Genomic DNA, 21,616 nt, shown 5'->3' on the forward strand with positions numbered 1-21,616 from the left:
CTCATTACCTCAATTAGGATCGTACTTTCATGATTTATAATCACACTTTTTGAATTATTGCCGCAAAGACAGCTCAGAAGAGATTGAGCTGATTATCATTGCCGGGTTCTCTTGAGATCAGCGCGTTAAAAAGAATCGAATAGGTCTTGATTCCTATTCCTCTAATGTCTAGGATCTCTCTGAAACGAGTGACGTCTTCGCGTTTGTCCAGAAGTCTTTTTATGATCGAAGGCCTGAGAGTAAGGCATTTCAGTTCATATTCAGACATCGCCCTTAGCTGTTTTATCATCGATTCCTCGGTTTTCGAAGTGGTTTTATCCAGACAGAGAAGTATTTCTGCCTTTGAGCTTTCAAATACCTCTCTTGTTATGTTCTCCGATGTTTGAGGATCTATACCCCCCTTTCCTGCCCCGGCCAGAGGAAGGGCAACTCTTTCAAAATTGCTTTCTGTTATGATCTCTTCTGCACGCTTAAGAGAGGAACGTATCCAGGAGATTTTTGATGGCATCTTCCAGTCTTCTTTGACAAACAGGCTGATTATCCTTGGAAAAATATCTCCTCGGAATATCCAGGCCGAACCGGGAGAGGGACTTTCGTGGGAGCATTTCTCTCTGTAATTATCAAAATAGCTAGGAAATCTAAGTTTGAACTCAAGCGCCAATCCGGCACCCATAACTCCCTTTGTATTGACTGTGTTTGCGATGACGGGCACTTTCTCTTCTTCAAATGCGGCAAATACACTTTTCTTATAAACAGTTATCATGATCTCAGCCCTCGAAGTAATAGTTGTATCCGCTATCGCGGAGTTGTCTGATGGAGACTCCGTTAATCTTTTCCGTAGTTCCGTCTAGAATTATACATTCGATCCATTCCGGTTCGATCATGTCGGTCTTCACTAAGATCTCGGCACCAAGTCTTTTCTTGAGCAACCTGTTATCGTAGAAATTTCTTGCTGAAAGCACCAGTTCAATATTTATCTTCTTGAGAGCGGCTTCACTTAGAGTGTAGATCTCGGCATCACTGCAGGCGGCGATTCTGTCAGATACCAGGCAGTCATAGTGGGTTACTAGATCGCTATTCAGTCTTAGAATCGCGAAATCTCTCTTTTCTTTCTGGTAGCGGAAGGTCATCGCATTCCTGGTATTCAAGAACAGCGGTACATATTCATGTAGGGACTTTCTTTCTCTGATCGTTTGAACGGTCTGATCTGAGTAATCATCGTACGGTATCTCCAGAGTCTCTACTGCCATCTTGCTCATTACTCCGTGTTCGAGTATCGAAGGAATGTTATTTACTGGCGAAAGATAGTAGAGATGCTTCACTCCGAACGCCTGTAAGGGATTACTGCTCGTAACCATTATCTCACCTCCCTTTCAAGGTTTATAATCACACTTTTTTACGAGGCTTTGGATTCTCAAATGGAAAGCGTATAATATCGTTGAAACTGAATTACTAATTCTTTGCAGTTGTCTGTTTTGGAGGATTTATGGTTAAGAAAATCACTTATTCCTTGCAGCAGGTCTTCGCCGGTCTAGAACTTCTGATAAAAGAGGACTACAGATCGTTGTTCGAGAAGTTCTCTCCGGGATTGCGACTGATCGAAACGCTCGAGGAGCCTTCCGGTTCTGCTCTAGCGGAGTTCTCGTTTACATTCGAAGAAGAACGTTATTCTGTAAGGTTCAAGGTTCTATATCCCGATCAGGATGGTGCCTTTTCATATCTTTCGAAAATGTATTCAACGCCGCTGGTTCTGCTTGAGAAGAGGGGACGTTCCTCTGACTATCTCGATCTCGAGAACTTCTGGATAGTGCCAGGGTATTACTTGAGAATGGCCTTTGTGTGCTTGCAGGTTTTGAGAGAACTGCAGTCAAAAAACGGCATGGAACGTGTAGATACAGTCCTCGAAACGGCTGAAACTCTTCTCAACAGAACTGTTGTTGGAACCGAGATTCTCAAGCAATACGACAAAGGTGACATTGAGGAAGAACCCGAGATAAAGAATCCGAAGTATCTGAAAGTCCCGATCCTCTTTGAACTGCCCTCTTCAAACGGGCTTCTGCAGATATCCGAGCTGAGAAAGGCGGTCATACCCGGAGACAAGGTAAAGGAGTCGCTTAGGTTGCCTCATTTCTCCCATCTAGGGAAGCTGGATCTTCTCGAGACTCCTGAATCCGTGAGAATCGGAATGAATCTCTTCCTTGCAAACGGCGCCCGTTGTGATGCTTCGAATCTTGAGATAGAAAGCAGTGGCGAAGATTCCGAAGCCCTTCTTAGCCCTTCTACTTGTGCTGTTCCTTTCATTGCATACTCAGATGGCGTTAGGGTTACTATGGGGGGCAAGAATCTGAAGCAGGCAGTAAAGGTCGTTTCCAGCGAAAAGCCAATAATTCGGACTCCCATAGATGAGGAAGTTGATCTTGACTACGGTGTCAATGCCCTAGCAGGATATGCGTTGTTCAACGGCTTGAACTTCGAAGATGGAATAGTCTGTTCTGAAGGGTTTGCAACGAAAATGTGCGTCGTAGAGAAAAAGACAATTGAAATCGTTGACTCAGTTCCTGTATTGCTAAATGCGAGGGTCAGTGTTAAGAACAGGTCTACGATAGAGCTTTCCAGTGAGGAAGGTTCGATAAGGGTTGTTTACCGCTTCAGAACAAAAGGTTCAATTGTTAATAAGGGCGATTGGTTGATGAAGAGAAGCGTCTTTTTTGGGGGGAGCGATGATCCCAATAAGTCGTATTCAAAGAATATCTACTATGACCTTTCATATCCAGGAGAGATTCTGAAGAATCCAGAAGAGGAAATGATCTCGTTCATTATGAGAACCATACCCACCGCCAGGAAGATAAAGAAGGGGGAAAAGTTAGTAGACAACTTGAACGAGAGCGTCGTCTCCGTAACGGTTCCCTTGACTATCACAAAGCCGCTCGAAATTGGTGACAAGATTACTGGCAGGCATGGAAACAAGGGCACTATATCGAAGATCGTTTCCAACACGGAGATGCCACATGTCGAGATAGATGGCGTACTCAGACCTCTGGACGTTATTCTGAGCCCCTTCGGGGTAATAACCAGGATGAATCTCGGTCAACTTCTAGAGACGCACAAATCACTTGAAGGTGAATATGTCGATAGACCTTTTAAGAATCTGGACCTCGCTTCCAGAGTCGCTAAAGGAAGAGACATACCACAGCTGAAGAAGAGACTCTTTTTTGCAGATGGAACTTCGTTTGAGGCAGCAGTCGGTTATCAGTATTTTGTAAGGCTAGATCACTGCGTAAGGGACAAACTCCATGTAGTAGATCTAGCGGAGACCTCCAAGATTACGGGACAGCCAGTGAAGGGAAAGCGGAGAGAGGGTGGGCAAAGAATCGGCGAAATGGAGTTTTGGACTCTCTTCGACAACAGTGCACTTGAGACGGTGGGGAGGTTTTCTCAAACTAACATCAGCGACGCTTCAGAGTTCAGAAAGCGCTATTTCGATACCTTCAGGCTTCTTATGAACTACTACAGGGATTTTGATGTTGAGATAGAGGACGGCCCGTTGAGAATAATCGTAAAGAATGCTTCTGACGAGTTCTTCGAAAAAGTCACGAGCGACGAAACCATGAGCGAGTTCTTCAAGCAGATAAAAGGGAAAGCGAAAGACAGAAAGGAGAAAAGGTTCCTGCTATCGAAATCGGGATACTTGAGAAAGTACATGCTTGGAAGACGGATTCACTCTTCTGGCAGGACCGTTATCACACCTGTGACAGATATAGACATAGACCATGTGTATCTTCCCTACGAATTTGCAAAAGTTTGGTTTTCTCTTGAAGAGGATTCTAAAGAAGGGATTAAGGTTGCTAATGATCTGGCGAAGGAGAGAGATCTCTACGTGCTTCTCAACAGACAGCCCTCTCTCCACAGACACAGTATTTCCTCTGCCAGGCCGATCTTCTGGGAGAACAAGACAATAGGACTGCCAATTATGTTGTGCGATGGATTCGGCGCCGATTTCGATGGCGACTCCATGGCTGTTTACCTGCCCGTTGATCAGAATGACGATCTGAAAAGTGAGCTGAAATCTATGCTTCCCTCCAACAACCCATTCAGAATTGGAACGGGAGAACTCACTTTTTCGGTCACCCAGGATTTGGTATACGGTCTATACAGAAAAAGAGGACTAAACTCCAAGAAGGTAAAAGAGGAGTTAACAAAGAAAATTGAGAATTCCCACGATATTTCGAAGGATCTTCTGAAGTGGCAGAATGAAAGTCTTGCAGCGGCAAAGGAATCGGAACTGAGTCTTGATCTGAGCGATATCGCTTTGATGAGTGAGGTTGCCAAGAGCGTTAAAGATTCGGGCAGTAGAGGAAAACCAGAGCACTTCGTACAGATGGCTGAGGGGATTGATCTCGATGGAAGAAGGGCTGAGGCCTTTGCGAGAGGAGTATCGAGAGAAGATTACCTTGGCCGTAGAGATGGTCATGAAGTGAACATTGCGTCCAGATCGAGGACAGGTTTGATCGACAAGAAACTCCATGTCGCCGAAGCGGGATACTTTACCAGGAAGTTGGTCGAGTTTCTGTATCCCGTTTCTGTCACAGAAGAAGACTGTTGTACAGATGACGGAATAGAACTCAATCAATCATTTATCCAGCATCTGGCATTGCGAAAATACTCTCTTGAAAGACTGATACTCGGCAGATATGTCAAGAGGCCGATGGACAAAGAGTGGATGCTTGTGACACGAAGTAATCTGAATGACTTCAGAGACTGCGATCTTCTGCTGAGAAGCCCGGTTAAGTGTGCGTCCTCAGGGGAGAACGGCATCTGTTCAAAGTGTGCGGGTCTCGAGCTCTCCAGTATGAAGAAGTTTAGAGTCGGCAGCTTTTTGGGAGTTCTTTCAGGCCATACTATAGGAGAGCGGGGAACTCAGCTTTCGATGAAGACCTTCCAGACGGGCTCATCAGGGTTCAGTATGCAGCGAGTCTCTTCGGAATTCTTCAAGGCCGAAGAAGAGTTTTCCAGTTATCTAAAACGGCTTGCCGACAGATCTATCGAAGGGATAATGAGGGGCTCATCGAATTCGGCATCAAGTTCTGCTGAAGAGGGATCGCCCGTTCTCGGTACCATAGATGTGGCCTCTATCTATTTGGAGGTTCTCTTTAGACATTTGAAGGATACCGAGATACGTACTGAAGGGGAATTGAAGAAGAGACTCTCTGATCCAAGGGAAGTCGGGATATTCTCTGCGCTCTCTTTCGAGAAAAGCGGCAGTTCAGAGAAAATCGGAATCGGAGAGGAAATTGAAGAGAAGTCTCCTAAGGCGAATTATGCGCTTAGGCCGGGAGAGGTGGATAAATGGGTAGGCAAAAAACAAAAGAAGAGATACTTGAAAAGTTGAAAGGCAAAAACAAGGAAAAGTTTAAATCGCTGACCACGTCCTTTAGGAATAGACCCGTTGAAACCAGCGAAGAAAGTGAAGAGGAGCTTCCAGATGAAGAAACGTTTGAAGAAGTCGAGTCTGAAGACCACGATAATGACGAGACTTCAAATTCCGATCCGTTCGCATCTGTAGAGAACCTTGAGAATCTGGTTTTTGAGCCGGCAGAGAGGAATCCGATTTCCGAGAAGAGAGTTGTTCTGGAAATCGTCAAAGGAAAGCGGTACCATTGTCTGAGAAGATACAGGTGGAGTTTCGAATTCTCTGAAAACTCTCCCCAAAAAGAAGAACACATGAGGCGTTTTGGGGAAACGGTTAGAAGAACAGGCAGGATTATTGAGAATTTCCTCAATGGATACCTCGAAGGAGAGACGGCCTCGATTCAAGATCTCTTTGGCTCGCTCAGCTCAAAGATTCTCTTTGGTGTCTCCGATTTGAATGACGTATCCAAGAACCAGTTATCCTGGTATCTCTTCCGGATGCCCGACGGAGTTCTATACACTCTCAACTGCCTAACTCCCAGAAGCGGTGCCCCAAATCTTTCGAAGCAGGCACTGGCGATTATGAGAATCGCTTTGGGGGATCCGGAGGAGGGAGAAGCGCTCAAGTGCAAGTTTGAAGAAGTGATCGCAAAGTCTATAGGGTTGATTGATTATTCGCTTGAGGTGGAAGATTTGTTGGGGAGAGTCATCGGCCTGAACAGGGACATTATGAAGGCCGGGTATCCCGAAAGCAAACTGGGCGAACCGAAAGCTCTATTGAAAGAGCTTAACCGAAGTTCAATAAGGCATTATTTTCATCAAATTGCTGGGAGAGCTAGAAAATGAAAGTATTCATTGTCAAGAAGGGTTTTGAAGAGCATGAGCTAAGAGTGCTCAAGGAGATCGTTCATAGTCTTGTTTCTTCAAAAGAGGATCTAAGAGAAAAAGTGGAGATTGTTGAGCTTCCTGAATTTCGCGAAGAACAGGGAATAATGATCATCTCCCAGCAGGTCATTGGAGAGCTGAATCCTGAACGGTCTTCAGGCAACTTATTCATAATGTTCAAAGGAGGTCTTGAAAGTAACATAGTAAGATTCGCGCAAAGAATGGGTGCTGTCGGAATCTTCCCCATCGATCGGTTCTATGGAGAGAGGATGGAGTATGGTGAGGTTTCACGGTTTGAGAATGTCTTGAAAAACGTTTTGAGAGATAAGCTATCAACCCGTTTTCCTGAATGGGACTTTAAGAAAAGGATCGACTGGAAAATGAAACTTGATGACAAGGCTTTCGAAGATGAAGACGCCTATATTTCGCTATTTGGAGACGAGATTACCCACAAGAACGTCAAGAAGACCAACGAAATAATAACGTCTGTCATGCCCTATGTTAAAGAGCTAAAGACGTTTAGATTAAAATCGAAAAGGGTTCTTGAAGAGCTAAAAAAGAAGGAACTCTCTGAAGACCCGAAACTTGAAGGAGCTAGAATAGCCATAAGAAAACTGAATGATTTGACATCCGAAATGAAGTTCAGAAAGCCGGTTTGTATTCTGCTTACGGGTCCAACCGGCTGCGGCAAGACTCTTCTGGCGAAGTACATAGCAAACAGCCTATTTGGCTCCTTGGAGACCTTTTCTAGAATCTCACTGGTCAATATGGGCGATAACCTTCTTGAAAGCGAGCTTTTCGGAAGTTTTCCGGGGTCGTGGACCGGGAGTTCTTATAAGGTTGGAAAAATGGTGTCAATGGCGGGAGGAGCGGTATTCCTCGATGAGATCGGAGAAATCTCTCCTGCCATTCAGGCAAAGCTTTTGACCTATCTGGACGATATGAAGGTCCTTATAGAAGGCCTTTCAGATACTTCGGGAGTGAGAGTTCCCGTATTGATTATCGCCGCCACGAATCGAGATGTTAGAAAGGAAATGAGCCTCGGCAATTTCAGGTCTGACTTCTATCAGCGTTTTGCCTACGAGATTCACATGCCTTCGCTTTCTGAGAGGAAGTCAGATTTCAGATATATTCTTAGTCATCTTCTCCAGGTGAAAAAGAAGATTCTGAATCTAAGTATAGATGAGATAAGCATAGCCGCAATAGAGAAACTGGAGGGTTACGAGTACCCCGGCAACTATCGAGAACTAGAGAGAGTTGTTACCGCGGCCATGATGAGCGCAAAGATGGATGGACGGGAGATTGTTCTGTCTAGAGATGTTCAGTTTTAGTTCTATGGGAGGTAGATATGAGAGTTAAGCTTACGCTTAGCGGTCTGAAGAACAAGGCCGATCCCCGCAATCACTTTCACCAGCTTTCGGGTCTGATCTACGCGATGATACAAAAGGCAAATCCCGATTATTCGAAATGGTTGCACGATGAGGGCTTTCTTGACGGAAGCAAGAGCTTCAAGTTCTTCTGTTTCTCCAAGCTAATTCCGGAAAAGAATGCTTATATCAAAGCCGGAGATAATGGCGAGATGATTGTCTTCACCAAAGATATCGCTGCTCTGTATATATCCTCGCCGGTGAGAGAGATCATGCAGCATCTAGTGGATTTCTTGCTTCTGAACAGGGAAATTAGAATCCTCAATCATAATCTTGTGATTCAAAACGCCTTTGCATCGACGGAGAGTTTTGAAGGCGGAGAGGAGCTCTTCAAATGTATTACACCGATCGTTCTTTCCACGAGAAACGATGAATATAATACGCCTTTCTACTTGAGGGCCTATCAGGATCCTGCCCAGTTTGGCGAATTCCTTACTAAGAATGCCAGAGAGAAATTCAGAGTTTTCTCCGGGAGAGAGAGCAGTGTCAGTATTGTTGTCGATGGCGAATATGTAGAAAAAGTCGGGAGGAAGAGCAACATAAGAATCAATATTGTTGACGACATAGAAGTCTTCGGATCGGTCGTCCCAGTAAAGATTTCCGGTACCGGAGAGGAGATTGCGTTTCTGTACGACACCGGACTTGGAGAAAAGAATTCCCTTGGAATGGGAATGATAGAGATTGCCGGGAAGCGGTTTTGATTATCAAACGGTGTTTTTAACAAAAGTCGTTTTCAGGAATCTGAATTGGCAGTCTGGGCTACTCAAGATCAGTTAAAATAGAACACTGCGATTACTTTGCATGTGTCTTTAGGATTCTGATAGCAGAAAGCTCATGCTTGTGCGGTGGTATATTTGGTCGGAGGTGATGGTATGAACATATGGTATGTTATAGGTGGAGTGGCTCTGGCGGTAGCTGTTGGCGCGGTACTTCTATTCACCAGCCATGTTGTTACAGAGAGACCTCAACTTCCCGATGTGTATGTAATGAAAATGGACCGACACGTACCTGGAGTAGATATTTCTATTGAAGCTGGAAGGGTTATCACCGTTTCGATAACTAACAACCTCGAAGAGTCAATAACTGCCATATTCTATGAAGAGATAAGATCGTCAACAGGAGAAAGCTCACATGTAGTAATCGAAGGTGAGCCTGAGATAGAAGTTCTTCCAGGCCAGACAAGACAGGTTCTCATCACTCCAGACGAAACCTTCAAAGAGTTCTATCTGCCATACGACATAATTGTCAAGGGCGTCAAGTACGAATGCAATGCCACCATTTCAATGTTCCAGGAGTAGGTCGTTCTTAATCCCTTCCTTCGTAACTCCATTTTTTACATTCAGTTAACCTTTGCCTCTTTTTTTGCTAGGAGATAGTTCTTCATTCCAAAGAACCGCTGTACGCTTAGGAGCAAAAACTCGCTGATCGCTGTGAAAAACAGTTCCATGTTGTCTGTTCCAAGTTCCAAGTAATGAGAATGACAGTGCCTCTGAGTACCAGCAATTCGGTGTTCGCTGCAGGCTACTAAGATCCGCTAGCAAGAACACGCTATTCGCTGCACGCTGAGGGATAGAGATCCCTCTCGTGTCTCGTATCATGGTCAGATACGAGATTACCTAGCAAAGAGCCAATCAAGGACCTTTTCGCTTTGGTATCAATAGCTCTCCTGTTGTTCGAACACGGAGAACTGAGAACCGTTGAGGGACAACTTTCATTTCTTTCAACTTGCAACTCAGAATATGCAACTGTTCCACTCACACACCCTAACGGAAAGAAGGAATTCAACTTCCTTCTGCATTTTTCTACTGTCAACGAACAATGAATCTTCAAAATACGGTGGTATGCTTCCGAAGTCCACTCACAAGAATGTATTGAGAATGATTGTCTATATGTCCCATGAAAACTTAATTCCAGTAAAAGCTTTGGTTCATATGAGAAGCGTAGAATGCAGGTGGTATAGACATATAGATATCTATACGCGAATGCGAGGTGTCGGTATGATACCTATCTATCTTGAGATCAGAAGCTACATGATTAAGCAGATCGAAAACGGATTTCTCGTTCCCGGCGACAGGATACCATCCGAACGAGAGTTGGTTGATCTGTTCAAGGTAAGCCGCATGACCGTACGACATGCGATAGATCAACTTGTAAACGACGGAGTTCTCGTGAGAATGGTTGGCAAGGGCACTTACGTGAGCAGCGAAAGACTGGCCACTCAGCTGAATGTTCTCAACAGCTTTTCAGAAGATATTATTGCTACGGGACATAAACCCTCTGCAAAACTCTTGAGTGTCGAAAGGATTCAGATTAGCGACACGATTAGCAATCTCCTTTCAATTGACTGTGGTCACGACGTTATCAAGGTAGAGAGACTTAGGCTCGTAGACGACCTTGAAATGGCGCTGACCACGTCTTTTTTCCCAGTTTCGAGAGCTCTTCCAATCGAAGAGATCGACTTCAACGCAACTTCGATTTACGGGCAGATCGAATCCCTGGGTTTAAGAATAGAGAAGGCTTCAGAAACTGTCAGTGCCGAAGCCGCCGACAAGAGAATTGCCGGTTTCCTGAGGGTTAAGGAGAACGCCCCACTCCTCAAAATTGTGAGACTCACCTTTATCTCAAACAACGTTCCTATTGAATACATGGAGGGATTATTCAGGCCAGACAGATATTTTATATCCCAAGAACTCTATAGACAGGAAGTGAGATGATGAAGATGTTTGAAGAAGTGTTTGGAAAGAAGCTCCCAATAATCGGTGTGGTTCATTTGCAGCCGCTGCCGGGAGCACCAAGATACGAAGGTATGTCGATGAAAGAGATCACCAGAGCTGCCATTGAGGAAGCAAAAGCTATGAGTGAGAATGGTGTGGACGGGTTAATTGTGGAGAATTTCCGGGACATGATGTTCAAGAAGAGGGTAGGTCCTGAGACCGTCGCATCCATGAGTTACGTTGCTTCCGAGATCGTCAAGAGTGTCTCAGTACCGATAGGACTTTGTGTTCTTCAATCCGATGCGATTTCAGCTCTTGCGATCGCAAAGGCCGTCGGGGGGAAGTTTATCAGGGTGCCGTACTACACAGAAACGTACATCGTGGACGCGGGAATGATGGAGAGTATCGCGGCAGATGCCCTTAGGTTCAGAAAGATGATCGAAGCGCGAGACGTGAAGATCTTTGCCGACGTTCATATCAAGCATGGGTATTCGCTTTCGAGAAGGCCGATTGAAGAATCTGCCGAAGACGCATATGAGCGCGGGCTTGCCGACGCAGTAATAGTGACGGGTAAGAAGACCGGAGGAAAGACAAAGCCGGAAGACGTAAAGGCAGTCAGAGATTATCTTCCCGATCTGCCTTTGATCGTAGGCAGCGGTGTCACTCCCGATAGTCTTTCCGAGTACTTTCCGAAACTGGGAGATGCGGTCATTGTCGGAACCAGCCTGAAGAAAGATGGCAAGACTGAAAGCCCGATAGATCCCGAAAGAGTGAGACAGTTCTCGAAGAATATGGAAAAGTGCAGAAAGGAGCTTGAGAAATGACGACTATAACCGAGTTCAACGAGGTCTTCGGCACTTCAAAGCCAATAATCGGAATGATTCACCTCAAACCGCTGCCCGGCTCTCCTGTTTATAACGGGAAAGGCCTTAGCGCCGTCATTGCTCAGGCGGTCGAGGAGGCCGGTAAGCTTGTAGAAGGAGGAGTTGACGGTTTTCAGGTCGAGAACTACAACGATCCCTCTTATTTTCCGGATGTCGCTCCGGCAGAAACGGTCGCCTCACTCTCTATCGTGGCGCACGAAGTTCACAAAGCATTTCCCGACACGCCGATGGGAATATGCCTTCTCGCCGATCCAATAGCATCGATTGCTGTAGCGCATTCATCCGGGGCGAAGTTCATTAGGGCGACGGTTTTCACTGAAGCCTCGGTCGATGTTTCGGGCCTTGCTATCAGGAGACCGCACGAGATACTGAGATACCGGAAGTTCCTCGATCCCTCGATCAAGATCTTCGCAGACGTCCATATAAAGCATTCGGCCCCTCTTGCGATGAGACCGATCGAGGAGTCGGCGTATGACGCCGCATACTTCCTTGCCGACGCAGTCATTATTAGCGGAAAGCATACAGGCTTTGAGACTCCTCTCGAAGATCTTAAGAAGGTCCGTGGAGTGCTTCCCGAATACCCGATTATGGTTGGTTCGGGAATGAACAAGGCCAATGCGGAAAAGATTTTTGAAGTTGCCTCTGGAGCCTTTGTCGGTTCAACATTCAAGATCGACGGAGATTCCTACAAGTCCATCGATTCCGATAGAGTGAAGGATTTCATGAGAGTGATCAAGGAGATCAGGAATAGATGACAAAATCCGTTCTCGTTTTGGGCGACATAAATGTCGACATCATAGGGAAGTTTGATGTTTTCCCGACGCCGGGGAGTTCGACCTATAGTGACAGGCCGACTCTCAGGCCGGGTGGCTCGGGATTGAACACATTTGTTGGCCTGAAGAAACTCGAAATAGATGCGGATTTTGTAACGATGATTGGGAAAGATCTTTTCGGAAGTTTCATAAAGGAAGAGCTTTCTGAGCTTGGCATCGAGTTTTCACCGGTAGTCTCTGATTCGTATCCTACGGGAGTCGTCTTTTCACTCTCTGTCGGCAACGAAAGAACATTCTTCTCGTTCAGAAAGAATGCCGCGGACATACACATGACTGCTCAGGATATTACAGACTGTTCCGAATACCCGGATATGCTCTATCTAACGGGTGTATCCATAGTCGAGGGCAAGGAGACATTCGAGACCTTTGTTGAAGTGGTGAAGAGAGCGAAAATCGAGGGGACGAAAGTCTTCTTTGATCCAAATATGAGGAAGACCGATCGTGTTTCGATTTCGAGAATAGAGCTGCTGATTCCGTATGTTGACGTCTTCCTTCCTGCAAGAGACGAGCTGGCAATAATCCTTTCGAAATCAGAGAAGTTCAGATTCTGTTCTGACTTGATTGCTGCAGGCGTTTCGGATATCTGGATCAAGAAGGGAGCAGAAGGCTGTTCACTGATTTCTGGAGAGAAAGGTTTCGATTTTCCTGCTCCGAATGCACATGTTATTGACTGCACGGGGGCCGGGGATGCATTCAACGCGGCGGTTGTCTGGGGATACGCCAATGAGCTTGAAAAGAAGGAGATAGGCGTCTATGCCAATGTCTACGCTGCGATCAGCACAGAGAGAATCGGTGCGGCTACATCTTATCCAGACAAAGAAAGTATGTTGAAGAGCAAGTACTACAAATCTATTAAGACGGGGGTGAAAGTATCGTGAAACGGTTGATTCTGATTCTGGTTTTACTCGGTTTTGTGGCATTGGGTTTCGGAGCATTGAAGGTTGCAATCGTCGCAGGAGATGCGATTGGTGACAGGGGTTTCACAGATATGGCTTACATTGGTGTTCAGGAAGCCCAGAAGCAGTTCGGGATCGAGTACAAAGTCTTCGAGTGCAATGTCGACCCTTCCAAGTATTTCGATTCACTAAGGGCCGGCGCCATGAATTACGACCTGATCTTTGTTGACCCGGGATATTTCTTTGACAAGGAGCTGGCCGAAGTCAGTGCGATGTTCCCATCAAAGACATTCGTCTACATCGATGGCACATCGGATCTTCCTAATGTTGTCTCTGTTCCCTTCAGGCAGAACGAAGGCGCGTTCCTCGCCGGCTGTCTTGCTGCACTGCTGACTGACAAGACGGAGCTGAGCAAGATAAATCCAGAGAAGACTGTCGGATTCGTAGGCGGTTTTGATATGCCCGTTATAAGAGATTATCAGGCCGGTTACGAGCACGGGGTCAGATATGTCGATCCAGATGTCAAGGTTATCGCCAGGTATGCGGGCGATCACTACGACCCTGCGCTTGGCAAGGAAACTGCCTATTCTGTCTCAAAAGAGGGCGCCGACGTAATCTTCCAGGCGGCCGGTCCAACAGGGCTTGGAATTCTTGAGGCAGCCAGAGACTACGATTTCTTTGCTATAGGTGTGGATACAGATCAGGGCTACCTTCAGCCCGGTTTCATAGTTTCGAGCATGATGAAGAAAGTCGACGTCGCCGTTCTCGATGTAATTAGAATGCAGATAGAGAACAAGCTCGAAAAGGGATCCGTTCATGTTTACGGTATTGCCAATGGCGGAGTCGGACTAGCTTACAACGAATTTATGATGGACACCGTTCCGGCGTCCGTCTATCTAGAAATCAAAGCAATTCAAGAGAAGATCGCAAACGGAGAGATAGTTGTAGACTCGTATTTTGATTGAGTGTATATTCCGGAGCCCCTCTAGGGGCTCCGGTTTCGTATCGGGGGGTGTTACAGATTCTTACCTGCAAAAGCGTGTCCAAGACATACCCAAACGGCCTTGAAGCCCTTAAGGAAGTGAGCTTCGACGTCAGGAGAGGCGAGATCCACGCTATCGTCGGTGAAAACGGAGCGGGGAAGTCAACTCTCATGAATATCCTTTTCGGTATGATCAAGCCTTCTTCTGGGGAGATTACTTTCAAGGACAAACCATTCTCTCCAAAGCATCCTTCGGAGGCGATAGATCTGGGAATGGGGATGGTACATCAGCACTTCAAGTTGGTGCAGAGCATCACTGTAGCAGAAAACGTCGTACTCGGTATGGAGAATCGCTTCCAAAACAAGTTGAGGAAGATCGATATGGCCGAGGTTAACAGATCTGTCGCTTCGCTGATCGAAAAGTTGAAAATGTCTATCTCGCCTGAAGACAGAATAGAAGGATTGCCGATCAGCAAGAGACAGCAGGTCGAGATCTTAAAGGTACTGTACAGAGACACGGATTTTGTCATTCTGGACGAGCCTACAGCCGTTCTTGCCCCAAACGAGGTCGATGACTTCCTGGAATTCGTAATGGGAATTCGAGAGATGGGAAAAACGGTGGTCTTCATCTCCCACAGGCTGGGTGAAGTCTTTGCAATCGCAGACAGAATAACGATCCTTAGAAGGGGCAGAGTTGCGGGTACCTTTGAAAAGAAAGAAGTAGACAGAGAGAGCGTGGCAAACATGATGATAGGAAGTGCCATCGACCTCTCCGAACACCCGGAGGACTCCCTGAAGAGCGATGTCGTGCTTTCGGTTGAGGAGATCTGTGACGTGTCCGGAACGCTGAAGGATCTTAGCTTCGAACTCCACGAAGGAGAGATTCTTGGTTTTGCAGGTGTTGGAGGCAATGGTCAGGAAGAGCTCTTTGAAGCTCTCGCCGGGAATTTGAAGCTTTCATCTGGAGACATAAAGCTGAGAGGGTCCTCTTTGAAAGATCACGACACTTTCGGAAGGAGAATGGCCGGGCTTGCATATATCACCGACGACCGGATGAAGAAGGGACTCGCTCCCGACAGAAGCATAATAGATAACAGCATAGCCGGTCACCACAAGTTCGGAAAGTTTGGAAAAGTTGCGATCAACAATTCAAAGGCGAGAGCTTTCGCCGAATCTATCATTGCCGATTATGACGTTCGTACAAGCAAGAACGGTAAAACGACTGTTAGCGCCCTTTCGGGTGGGAACATGCAGAAGCTTCTGGTCGGCCGGGAGATTGCCTTTGAACCGAAAGTCTTGCTCGCTGCCCAGCCGACGACTGGGGTAGATGTCGCTGCGAGAAAGCTCATTCATGATTCTTTCAGGAAGCTTTCGAAGGCTGGATCGGGAATAGTCCTTATAAGCGGTGATCTAGAGGAAATAATGGATCTTGCGAACAGAATAATCGTGCTTTATCGCGGGAGGGCCGTTGCCGAGTTGTCGTACCCTCATTACGATTCGACTGAGATCAGTTATTACATGACGGGGATAAGGGGGTCGCAAGATGTTCACTGCTCGAACGCTCAGCCTTAAGAAGCTCTCGTTCTCACTTCTGCTTGTAGTATGCATATTGTCTGTCTGGGCGCTGATAATCTGGTTTGGCGGTGAATCGCCTTTCAAGGGATTCTACTACATCATAGATGGTTCGCTGGGTAACCACTATCAAATACTCTCCACGCTGAACAAGATGGTCCCGCTCATTCTTGCCGCTGCCGCTGTGGCTGTTCCCGCATGGACCGGCATGTGGAACATAGGCGGGGAGGGACAGCTCCTTCTTGGTGCCTTCGGCGCGGCGCTTGTGGGTTTCTCCGTCGATTTTGGGGTCGGTCTGGTGAACATCATTGTTGCCCTGATTGTCTCTGCCGCATTTGGAATGGCGTGGGCGGCATGGCCGGCAATATTCAAGATCAAGCTTAAGATGGACGAGGTTGTCACGACACTTATGGGGAACTATATAGCTGCTCAGATAATAGCGTATCTAATAAACAAACCGTTCAGAGATCCAAAGTCGCCTCTTGCCCAGACCCCTTATATCAAGTCGAGTTTTGTGATTCCGTACCTTTTTGAAGGTTCGCAGTTCTCAGCCACATTCTTCGTTGCTATCGTTATCGTCCTTGCTCTCTTCATTTTCAGGAAGAGGTTTCTTCTGGGATACGAGTTCGAGATAACCGGCAGCAACTCTGTGTTCGCCGAGCTCAGCGGAGTGAGGGTCAGCAAGACAAAGATGCTGTCCATGCTGATCGGGGGAGCTCTCGCAGGGCTTGCCGGAGGCCTCCTTGTCTTGGGGATGACTCAAAGGGTCATGCAGAGTTTTTCACCGGGATACGGTTTCACCGGTCTCCTTGTCTGTCTTCTCGCTTTCAATAATCCACTGCTAATCGTAGGAATAGCCTTTCTCTTCTCCGTCCTTCATACCGGCAGCGTCAATCTTCAGTTGTTCTCGTCGGTTCCGGCAGAGATTAGCGGCGTCCTGCAAGCCGTAATGGTGCTTTTTGTTGCAGCATTCAAGACATTCATCGTCGGACGGAGGGATGGTTAAGATGGACCTGGAACTAATCACAACACTATTCAGAACATCTATCCGAATGGCTACTCCCATACTGCTTGCATCTTTAGGAGGTGCTCTCACCTATCACGCGGGAATAATCAATGTGGCGATGGAAGGTCTGATGCTTATAAGCGCCTTCTTCTCCGTTGTCTTTTCGTATCTCACAGGCAGCGCACTGTATGGAATACTGGCAGGAATGCTGGCTTCAATCGTGATCTCTCTCCTTTATTCAGTGTTTGTGAGTTTTCTTAAGGCCAACAACTTCGCGATAGGCTTCGCGCTCAACATACTCGTGAGTTCGCTTACCCTGTTCTTGATGAGAGTCATGTTCCAGGGAAAGAATGCGTTCAACTCCCCGGATATTGCCTCGATAGTTGAACTCAAGCTGAAGTCAGGAAACTACTTTCTTGACAACTACGTCTTCAATTTCAGTATTCTCACTTATCTCTCTATTCTGATCGCCTTCCTGCTTGCATATGTTATCTATAGGACCTCCTTCGGACTCAGGCTAAGGGTCTGTGGAGAGATGCCCGAGGCGCTCAAGGCGGCGGGTATAAAGGTTGGATTCGTTCAGCTTTGGTCAAGCATCCTTTGCGGAGCGCTTTGTGGCTTGGCCGGGGCGCAACTCTCGCTCTACAACGTGAGGATGTTTTCCCGCGACATGACGGGAGGAAGAGGGTTCGTAGCCCTCGCTGCGATATTGATCTCCGGGGGGAAACCAAAGAGAATTCTCTTGATTTCGCTCCTCTTTGGAGTCTTCGATGCACTATCTGTCAAACTACAAAGCGAGAAGATCGCGCCTCAGTTTGCTTTAATGCTCCCTTACATAATGAGCGTCGTCGTGCTCCTGTTGTTTCATCTGAAAACCAGAAAGAGACTGAAGAACGCCTGAAGCAGAATGATTACTTCAAGTAGTCAACTTTTGAATCAAGATACACAGATTATCCGGACCGTGGAAAAGACTGAGCTCTTTTGTGATGAAGAGCAATTCAGAAAACCGTCTATAATCCTTATGAAATAAGCATTTAGGACAACCTTGTGGCGACATTGTGGCTTTCATTTTCTTTTTTAGCAGTTTGGGCTATTTTCAGAACTTCAACTGATAAACGATAAAGCAATTACGTGTGCACAATCCAAAGCTATAGCTTGACCTTAATGTCGCAGCGAGTCTTGATACTTTTTCAATAGAGATTCCCTGTGGTCTGATGAAGGTTAACGAGTTGTTAAAAATGGAGTCTGTCCTGAAAGAGTGTAAACTTAGTTAGATCCTTTGTTTTTTTCATGGTCAGTGATTCGCATTGATCTTATTATGATCGTTAGTGGCTGGTCTTACACGGTAACTGGTACTTTTTGTTCGTTATCATTACCCCTTTCCCTCAATAAAAGACTGCAAAGGTTCAGATTTTCTCTCTTTATGTAACTAATCACATTATCTAGTTAGAACAAGCAAATTTTCATTTTGTTTAGAATGTAACAAGTGGTATATTAATCGTATGAGTGCATTGCACTTCTTCCCGTTTTTTTACTTAGTTCTCACTTGTCTTGTATAGGTGCAAAGCCTCACTTATGGAGGTGGGGTAATGAAGAACAGAGTTTTCACGCTTTGTTTGCTGGTGCTTATAGCAGCTGTGGTGCTATTTATAACTGGATGTCCACCCGTTCCAAATACGCTTCCAACAATCACCAAAGCAAGCGGTCCTTCCGGAACAATATCCCAGAGCAGCAGTACATTCAGCTGGAATGGAAGTGACCCTGACGGAACAATAACTAAGTACGAATATAGAAAAGATGGAGGTAGCTGGGTAAGCAATGGGACGAGCACAAGCTATACATGGAGTGGATGGGCTCAGGACAACGAAGGCGCTTACTCGAGTACAGTAATTTGGACCTTCACGTATTCTCCTGATTCATTCTTCCCCTATGCCATAACAGTTAACTACTATTGGGAAACGGATGACTTAGAAGCAGCTGTTAAATCGGAGTTTGGTCCGAATGCTACACTTGCTGACTGGGATGAGATAAAAGCAGCTTATTCTGGAAGAATAATTGAGTTTATTGATGCAATAGGATTGAGTTTAGGAGACGAAAACATCCTGATTCAATGTGGTGGAGAGGAATTTGTTCAGGCAGATAACAAACACTATTTTATGACAAGGTTCGACGGTGATGTACCCGGTTGGTATGAGTTTTATGATCAGATAGACGATTACACGCTTGTACTTGGTTCTTCCTATGGGGTAAAAGACAGAGTTCTAGCAAAGCTTTCCGATAACATTCCACCGATTCTAACCAAAGTGGATGGACCCGGCGAGCAGACAAAGGAAAGTAGCAGTACGTTTGACTGGGCAGGTGTCGATTCGGACGGATCTGTTGTCGAGTATGAGTACAGAGAGGATGGCGCTAGCTGGGTAAGCAATGGGACGAGCACAAGCTATACATGGAGTGGTTATTCTGAAGGCTCCCATACATTTGAAGTTAGGGCTCAAGATAATGAAGGCGCTTACTCAAACTCAGTGATCTGGAATTTTATTTACAATGTCATTAACCAGCCCCCCACGGTTACAAAAGTTAGCGGGCCATCCGGAACAATATCCCAAAGAAGCAGCAAATTCAGCTGGAATGGAAATGATCCTGAAGGCACTATTTTAGAGTACAAGTACCGAAAGGATGAAGGCAGCTGGTATTCTACGACGGATACCTCATACACTTGGAGCGGGTATTCAGAAGGTCCTCACACATTTGAAGTTAGAGCGCAGGATGATGAAGGAACTTACTCGGGTGTGGTAGGTTGGACCTTCTCTTACACAGAAAGTGAGTTATCATTTGAGGAGCTGAGGGCATGTTCCTATTATAATGGTGGTTTGCTCGCTTCTGACGGCCCTGAAAACCAATTTCGAGATGGACTTCTCATTAGAACCATGACTTCCAGTGGTAAATATGGTTACATGAAAGTCCAGAACTATGAAAATAATCTGCTTTTTGACTATCTTCTTTTCGAAAACGCCATAAACGTTACGTTTACTTCAAACATCTTACTCTCTCCAGGAAGTCAATATGATCTGGACAAAGATGGTTCTGCAGACATTGAGTTTTATGAATTGGCTTACCAGGAGTCATTTTTCCTGACAAGACCATTTGATCCTCAGGCAGATATCCCAAGATACCTAGAGTTTATATATGATGATAGTCAGGATTATGGCTGCATGTTTTTTGCTGAAACAGTTTCAGAATCCGGGATAATCTTCTATGAGCCAGAAGAAGGAAAATTAGTTGGTTCCAGTGAAGCATATGAAATATCAAGTTTAGTTGAACCTTCGGAAGGTCAAATTGCTTATGTCTTGTCAGAAGATTTTCCATCATACAGCCAAGGCGATGTGATAGTAGATACACAGAATCAGATGATAAGAAAACTCATCTCGGAACCTCAAATTGTTGGAAAAGATGTCTTGCTTCATACCGAAGAAGGAGCGCTGACAGATATCTTCGATTCTCTCGATTTCAGCTGCGAGAATGAGGTTACTTCCTTTGAACTGGAAGGTTTTTATCCGACGGCATTATCAAATATGATTGAAATGGAATTTGAGGTGTCTAAAGGTTTTCTCGAATCAAAGCTTCCTTCAGGTGTTTCACTGGAAGGTTTCATAAAAGGAAAGCTTTCGATTGGAGGCGGCTTTATATTTGAATTAAAGATAAGAAAAAGCGAAGTTCTATTCAGAAGCTACTTCAATGGAAACTGGAAGATAGAACTGGAAAGTGGTCTTGAGCTGGAGGGAAAGATTCCGTTAATGAATGATGAAGTTTCATTGTCAGAAATAACTGGAGTGCCTGTCAGGTTTTCTTCTACAATGTGGATGCCGATTGGTCTTATCGCAATTCCGATAGAAATTGCACTGGAACCACGTTTTATGCATGAGTGGGATCTATCCGGTGCGGTTGGAATCAAGGGAAAACTGGAAAGAGAGTGGGAAGCAAAGTTCGGTTTCCAAATCGATAATCTGAATGGGTTTCAGTGGATAATGGAAGGAAAAGAAAAGAAGGAGACATACTGGACACCATATATTAAGGGAGAACTTGAACACAGATCTGGACTGATCTTCGAGTTAAGCTTCAATGTTCTTTATTTGGCTGGACCCACAATCAAGCTAAGGAATTATATTTACCATACTATTGAAGGAAGCGTAGAACTTGGAGATGATTTTGACTGGGAAACGCGTGATGTAGCACTGGAATATGAAACAGGATTCAAATCTGATCTTGTTTTTGGAATGTCAACATCGAGCTGGTTAGAGCGTATAGGTTTAGAAGTATCGGTGGATGCTCCACCTCTACCTATTGTTGAAGTACCGTTTCTTGAAATGTCAATAAACTGGCCGGCAAAACCGACCAATTTGGAATATGTACAAGTTGACCTGGATAAAGCCAAATTGAGCTGGAAAGACAATTCACATTGTGAATCTGGATACGAACTTGAGAAAAGTGTTCAAGGAGGGCTGTTTACTTGCATTGATAATGACATCGCGGGACCCACAATCTCGGGGAGCATGACACATTACACCGATTCAGGGCTAAATTTGAATACGGACTATCAGTATAGAATTAAGGCCTTTTCAGAAGCAACGATAGAGTTTTCTATATTCAAAATCTCGCCTCTCCGTACATATTCTGAATATGTGGGACCATTGAATGTTACATTGACAGAAGATCCCAATAGGCCGCCTTCATTAACGATCATTAGTGGTCCTTCCGGAACAATATCCCAGAACAGCAGTACATTCAGCTGGAATGGCAGTGATCCGGATGGAACCATTACTAAGTACGAATACAGAAAAGACGGAGGTAACTGGGTAAGCAATGGGACGAGCACAAGCTATACATGGAGTGAATACACTGAAGATTCCCACATATTCGAAGTGAGGGCTCAGGACAACGAAGGTGCTTACTCGAGTACGATAAGCTGGGCTTTCACATATGACAGACCTAACCAAGCTCCAACAATCAC

General features: G+C 45.5%; 15 protein-coding genes and 1 pseudogene. 14 read left to right on the forward strand and 2 right to left on the reverse strand.

Features of this window, described 5'->3' with window-relative positions; all coding sequences use genetic code 11:
- Positions 1–73: 73 nt before the first annotated feature.
- Positions 74–763 carry a macro domain-containing protein gene (locus tag Y697_RS07635; protein ID WP_121551041.1) on the reverse strand — a complete coding sequence of 230 codons (690 nt, stop codon included), beginning with the start codon at positions 761–763 and terminating at the stop codon, positions 74–76.
- Between the two features lie 4 nt (positions 764–767).
- Positions 768–1,358 (reverse strand): DUF4433 domain-containing protein, encoded by a 591-nt coding sequence (locus Y697_RS07640; RefSeq protein ID WP_121551042.1) that lies wholly within the window; start codon positions 1,356–1,358, stop codon positions 768–770.
- A gap of 128 nt (positions 1,359–1,486) precedes the next feature.
- Here Y697_RS07640 and Y697_RS07645 point away from each other — a divergent pair, with 128 nt between their 5' ends.
- The 14 genes and pseudogenes from Y697_RS07645 to Y697_RS14675 all read left to right on the forward strand — a co-directional run.
- Complete coding sequence (locus tag Y697_RS07645; protein ID WP_121551043.1) at positions 1,487–5,389, forward strand: DNA-directed RNA polymerase subunit beta; 3,903 nt, start codon at positions 1,487–1,489, stop codon at positions 5,387–5,389.
- Complete coding sequence (locus Y697_RS07650) at positions 5,347–6,255, forward strand: hypothetical protein (protein WP_121551044.1); 909 nt, start codon at positions 5,347–5,349, stop codon at positions 6,253–6,255. Before Y697_RS07645 ends, Y697_RS07650 begins: the two co-directional genes overlap by 43 nt.
- Positions 6,252–7,625: a sigma-54 dependent transcriptional regulator gene (locus Y697_RS07655; protein WP_121551045.1), complete on the forward strand. Its 1,374-nt coding sequence runs from the start codon at positions 6,252–6,254 to the stop codon at positions 7,623–7,625. The genes Y697_RS07650 and Y697_RS07655 overlap by 4 nt, the downstream gene beginning before the upstream one ends.
- 17 nt (positions 7,626–7,642) lie before the next feature.
- Positions 7,643–8,422 (forward strand): CRISPR-associated endoribonuclease Cas6, encoded by a 780-nt coding sequence (gene cas6 / locus Y697_RS07660; RefSeq protein ID WP_121551046.1) that lies wholly within the window; start codon positions 7,643–7,645, stop codon positions 8,420–8,422.
- Between the two features lie 171 nt (positions 8,423–8,593).
- Positions 8,594–9,019, forward strand: a complete 426-nt coding sequence (locus Y697_RS07665; RefSeq protein ID WP_099771533.1) for a hypothetical protein — start codon at positions 8,594–8,596, stop codon at positions 9,017–9,019.
- Positions 9,020–9,652: 633 nt separating this feature from the next.
- Positions 9,653–10,435, forward strand: a complete 783-nt coding sequence (locus Y697_RS07670) for a GntR family transcriptional regulator (protein ID WP_259462378.1) — start codon at positions 9,653–9,655, stop codon at positions 10,433–10,435.
- On the forward strand, positions 10,435–11,259 hold the full coding sequence (locus Y697_RS07675; RefSeq protein ID WP_259462379.1) for a BtpA/SgcQ family protein: 825 nt from the start codon (positions 10,435–10,437) through the stop codon (positions 11,257–11,259). Before Y697_RS07670 ends, Y697_RS07675 begins: the two co-directional genes overlap by 1 nt.
- A complete protein-coding gene (locus tag Y697_RS07680) occupies positions 11,256–12,074 on the forward strand; it encodes a BtpA/SgcQ family protein (RefSeq protein ID WP_121551048.1) in 819 nt (272 codons plus the stop codon). Before Y697_RS07675 ends, Y697_RS07680 begins: the two co-directional genes overlap by 4 nt.
- The gene (locus Y697_RS07685) at positions 12,071–13,030 is read left to right on the forward strand and encodes a carbohydrate kinase family protein (protein ID WP_121551049.1); all 960 of its coding nucleotides are present in this window, start codon (positions 12,071–12,073) and stop codon (positions 13,028–13,030) included. Before Y697_RS07680 ends, Y697_RS07685 begins: the two co-directional genes overlap by 4 nt.
- Positions 13,027–14,013 (forward strand): BMP family protein, encoded by a 987-nt coding sequence (locus Y697_RS07690; RefSeq protein WP_121551050.1) that lies wholly within the window; start codon positions 13,027–13,029, stop codon positions 14,011–14,013. Before Y697_RS07685 ends, Y697_RS07690 begins: the two co-directional genes overlap by 4 nt.
- Before the next feature lie 74 nt (positions 14,014–14,087).
- A complete protein-coding gene (locus tag Y697_RS07695) occupies positions 14,088–15,602 on the forward strand; it encodes an ABC transporter ATP-binding protein (protein ID WP_259462380.1) in 1,515 nt (504 codons plus the stop codon).
- Positions 15,574–16,608, forward strand: coding sequence for an ABC transporter permease (locus Y697_RS07700; RefSeq protein ID WP_121551052.1), 1,035 nt, complete (start codon positions 15,574–15,576; stop codon positions 16,606–16,608). Before Y697_RS07695 ends, Y697_RS07700 begins: the two co-directional genes overlap by 29 nt.
- Positions 16,601–17,509, forward strand: coding sequence for an ABC transporter permease (locus tag Y697_RS07705; protein ID WP_259462381.1), 909 nt, complete (start codon positions 16,601–16,603; stop codon positions 17,507–17,509). Before Y697_RS07700 ends, Y697_RS07705 begins: the two co-directional genes overlap by 8 nt.
- A gap of 688 nt (positions 17,510–18,197) precedes the next feature.
- Positions 18,198–21,616, forward strand: a pseudogene (locus Y697_RS14675) (fibronectin type III domain-containing protein); the annotation flags it as partial.

This window comes from Mesotoga sp. BH458_6_3_2_1, from assembly GCF_003664995.1.
Classification (GTDB): Bacteria; Thermotogota; Thermotogae; order Petrotogales; family Kosmotogaceae; genus Mesotoga.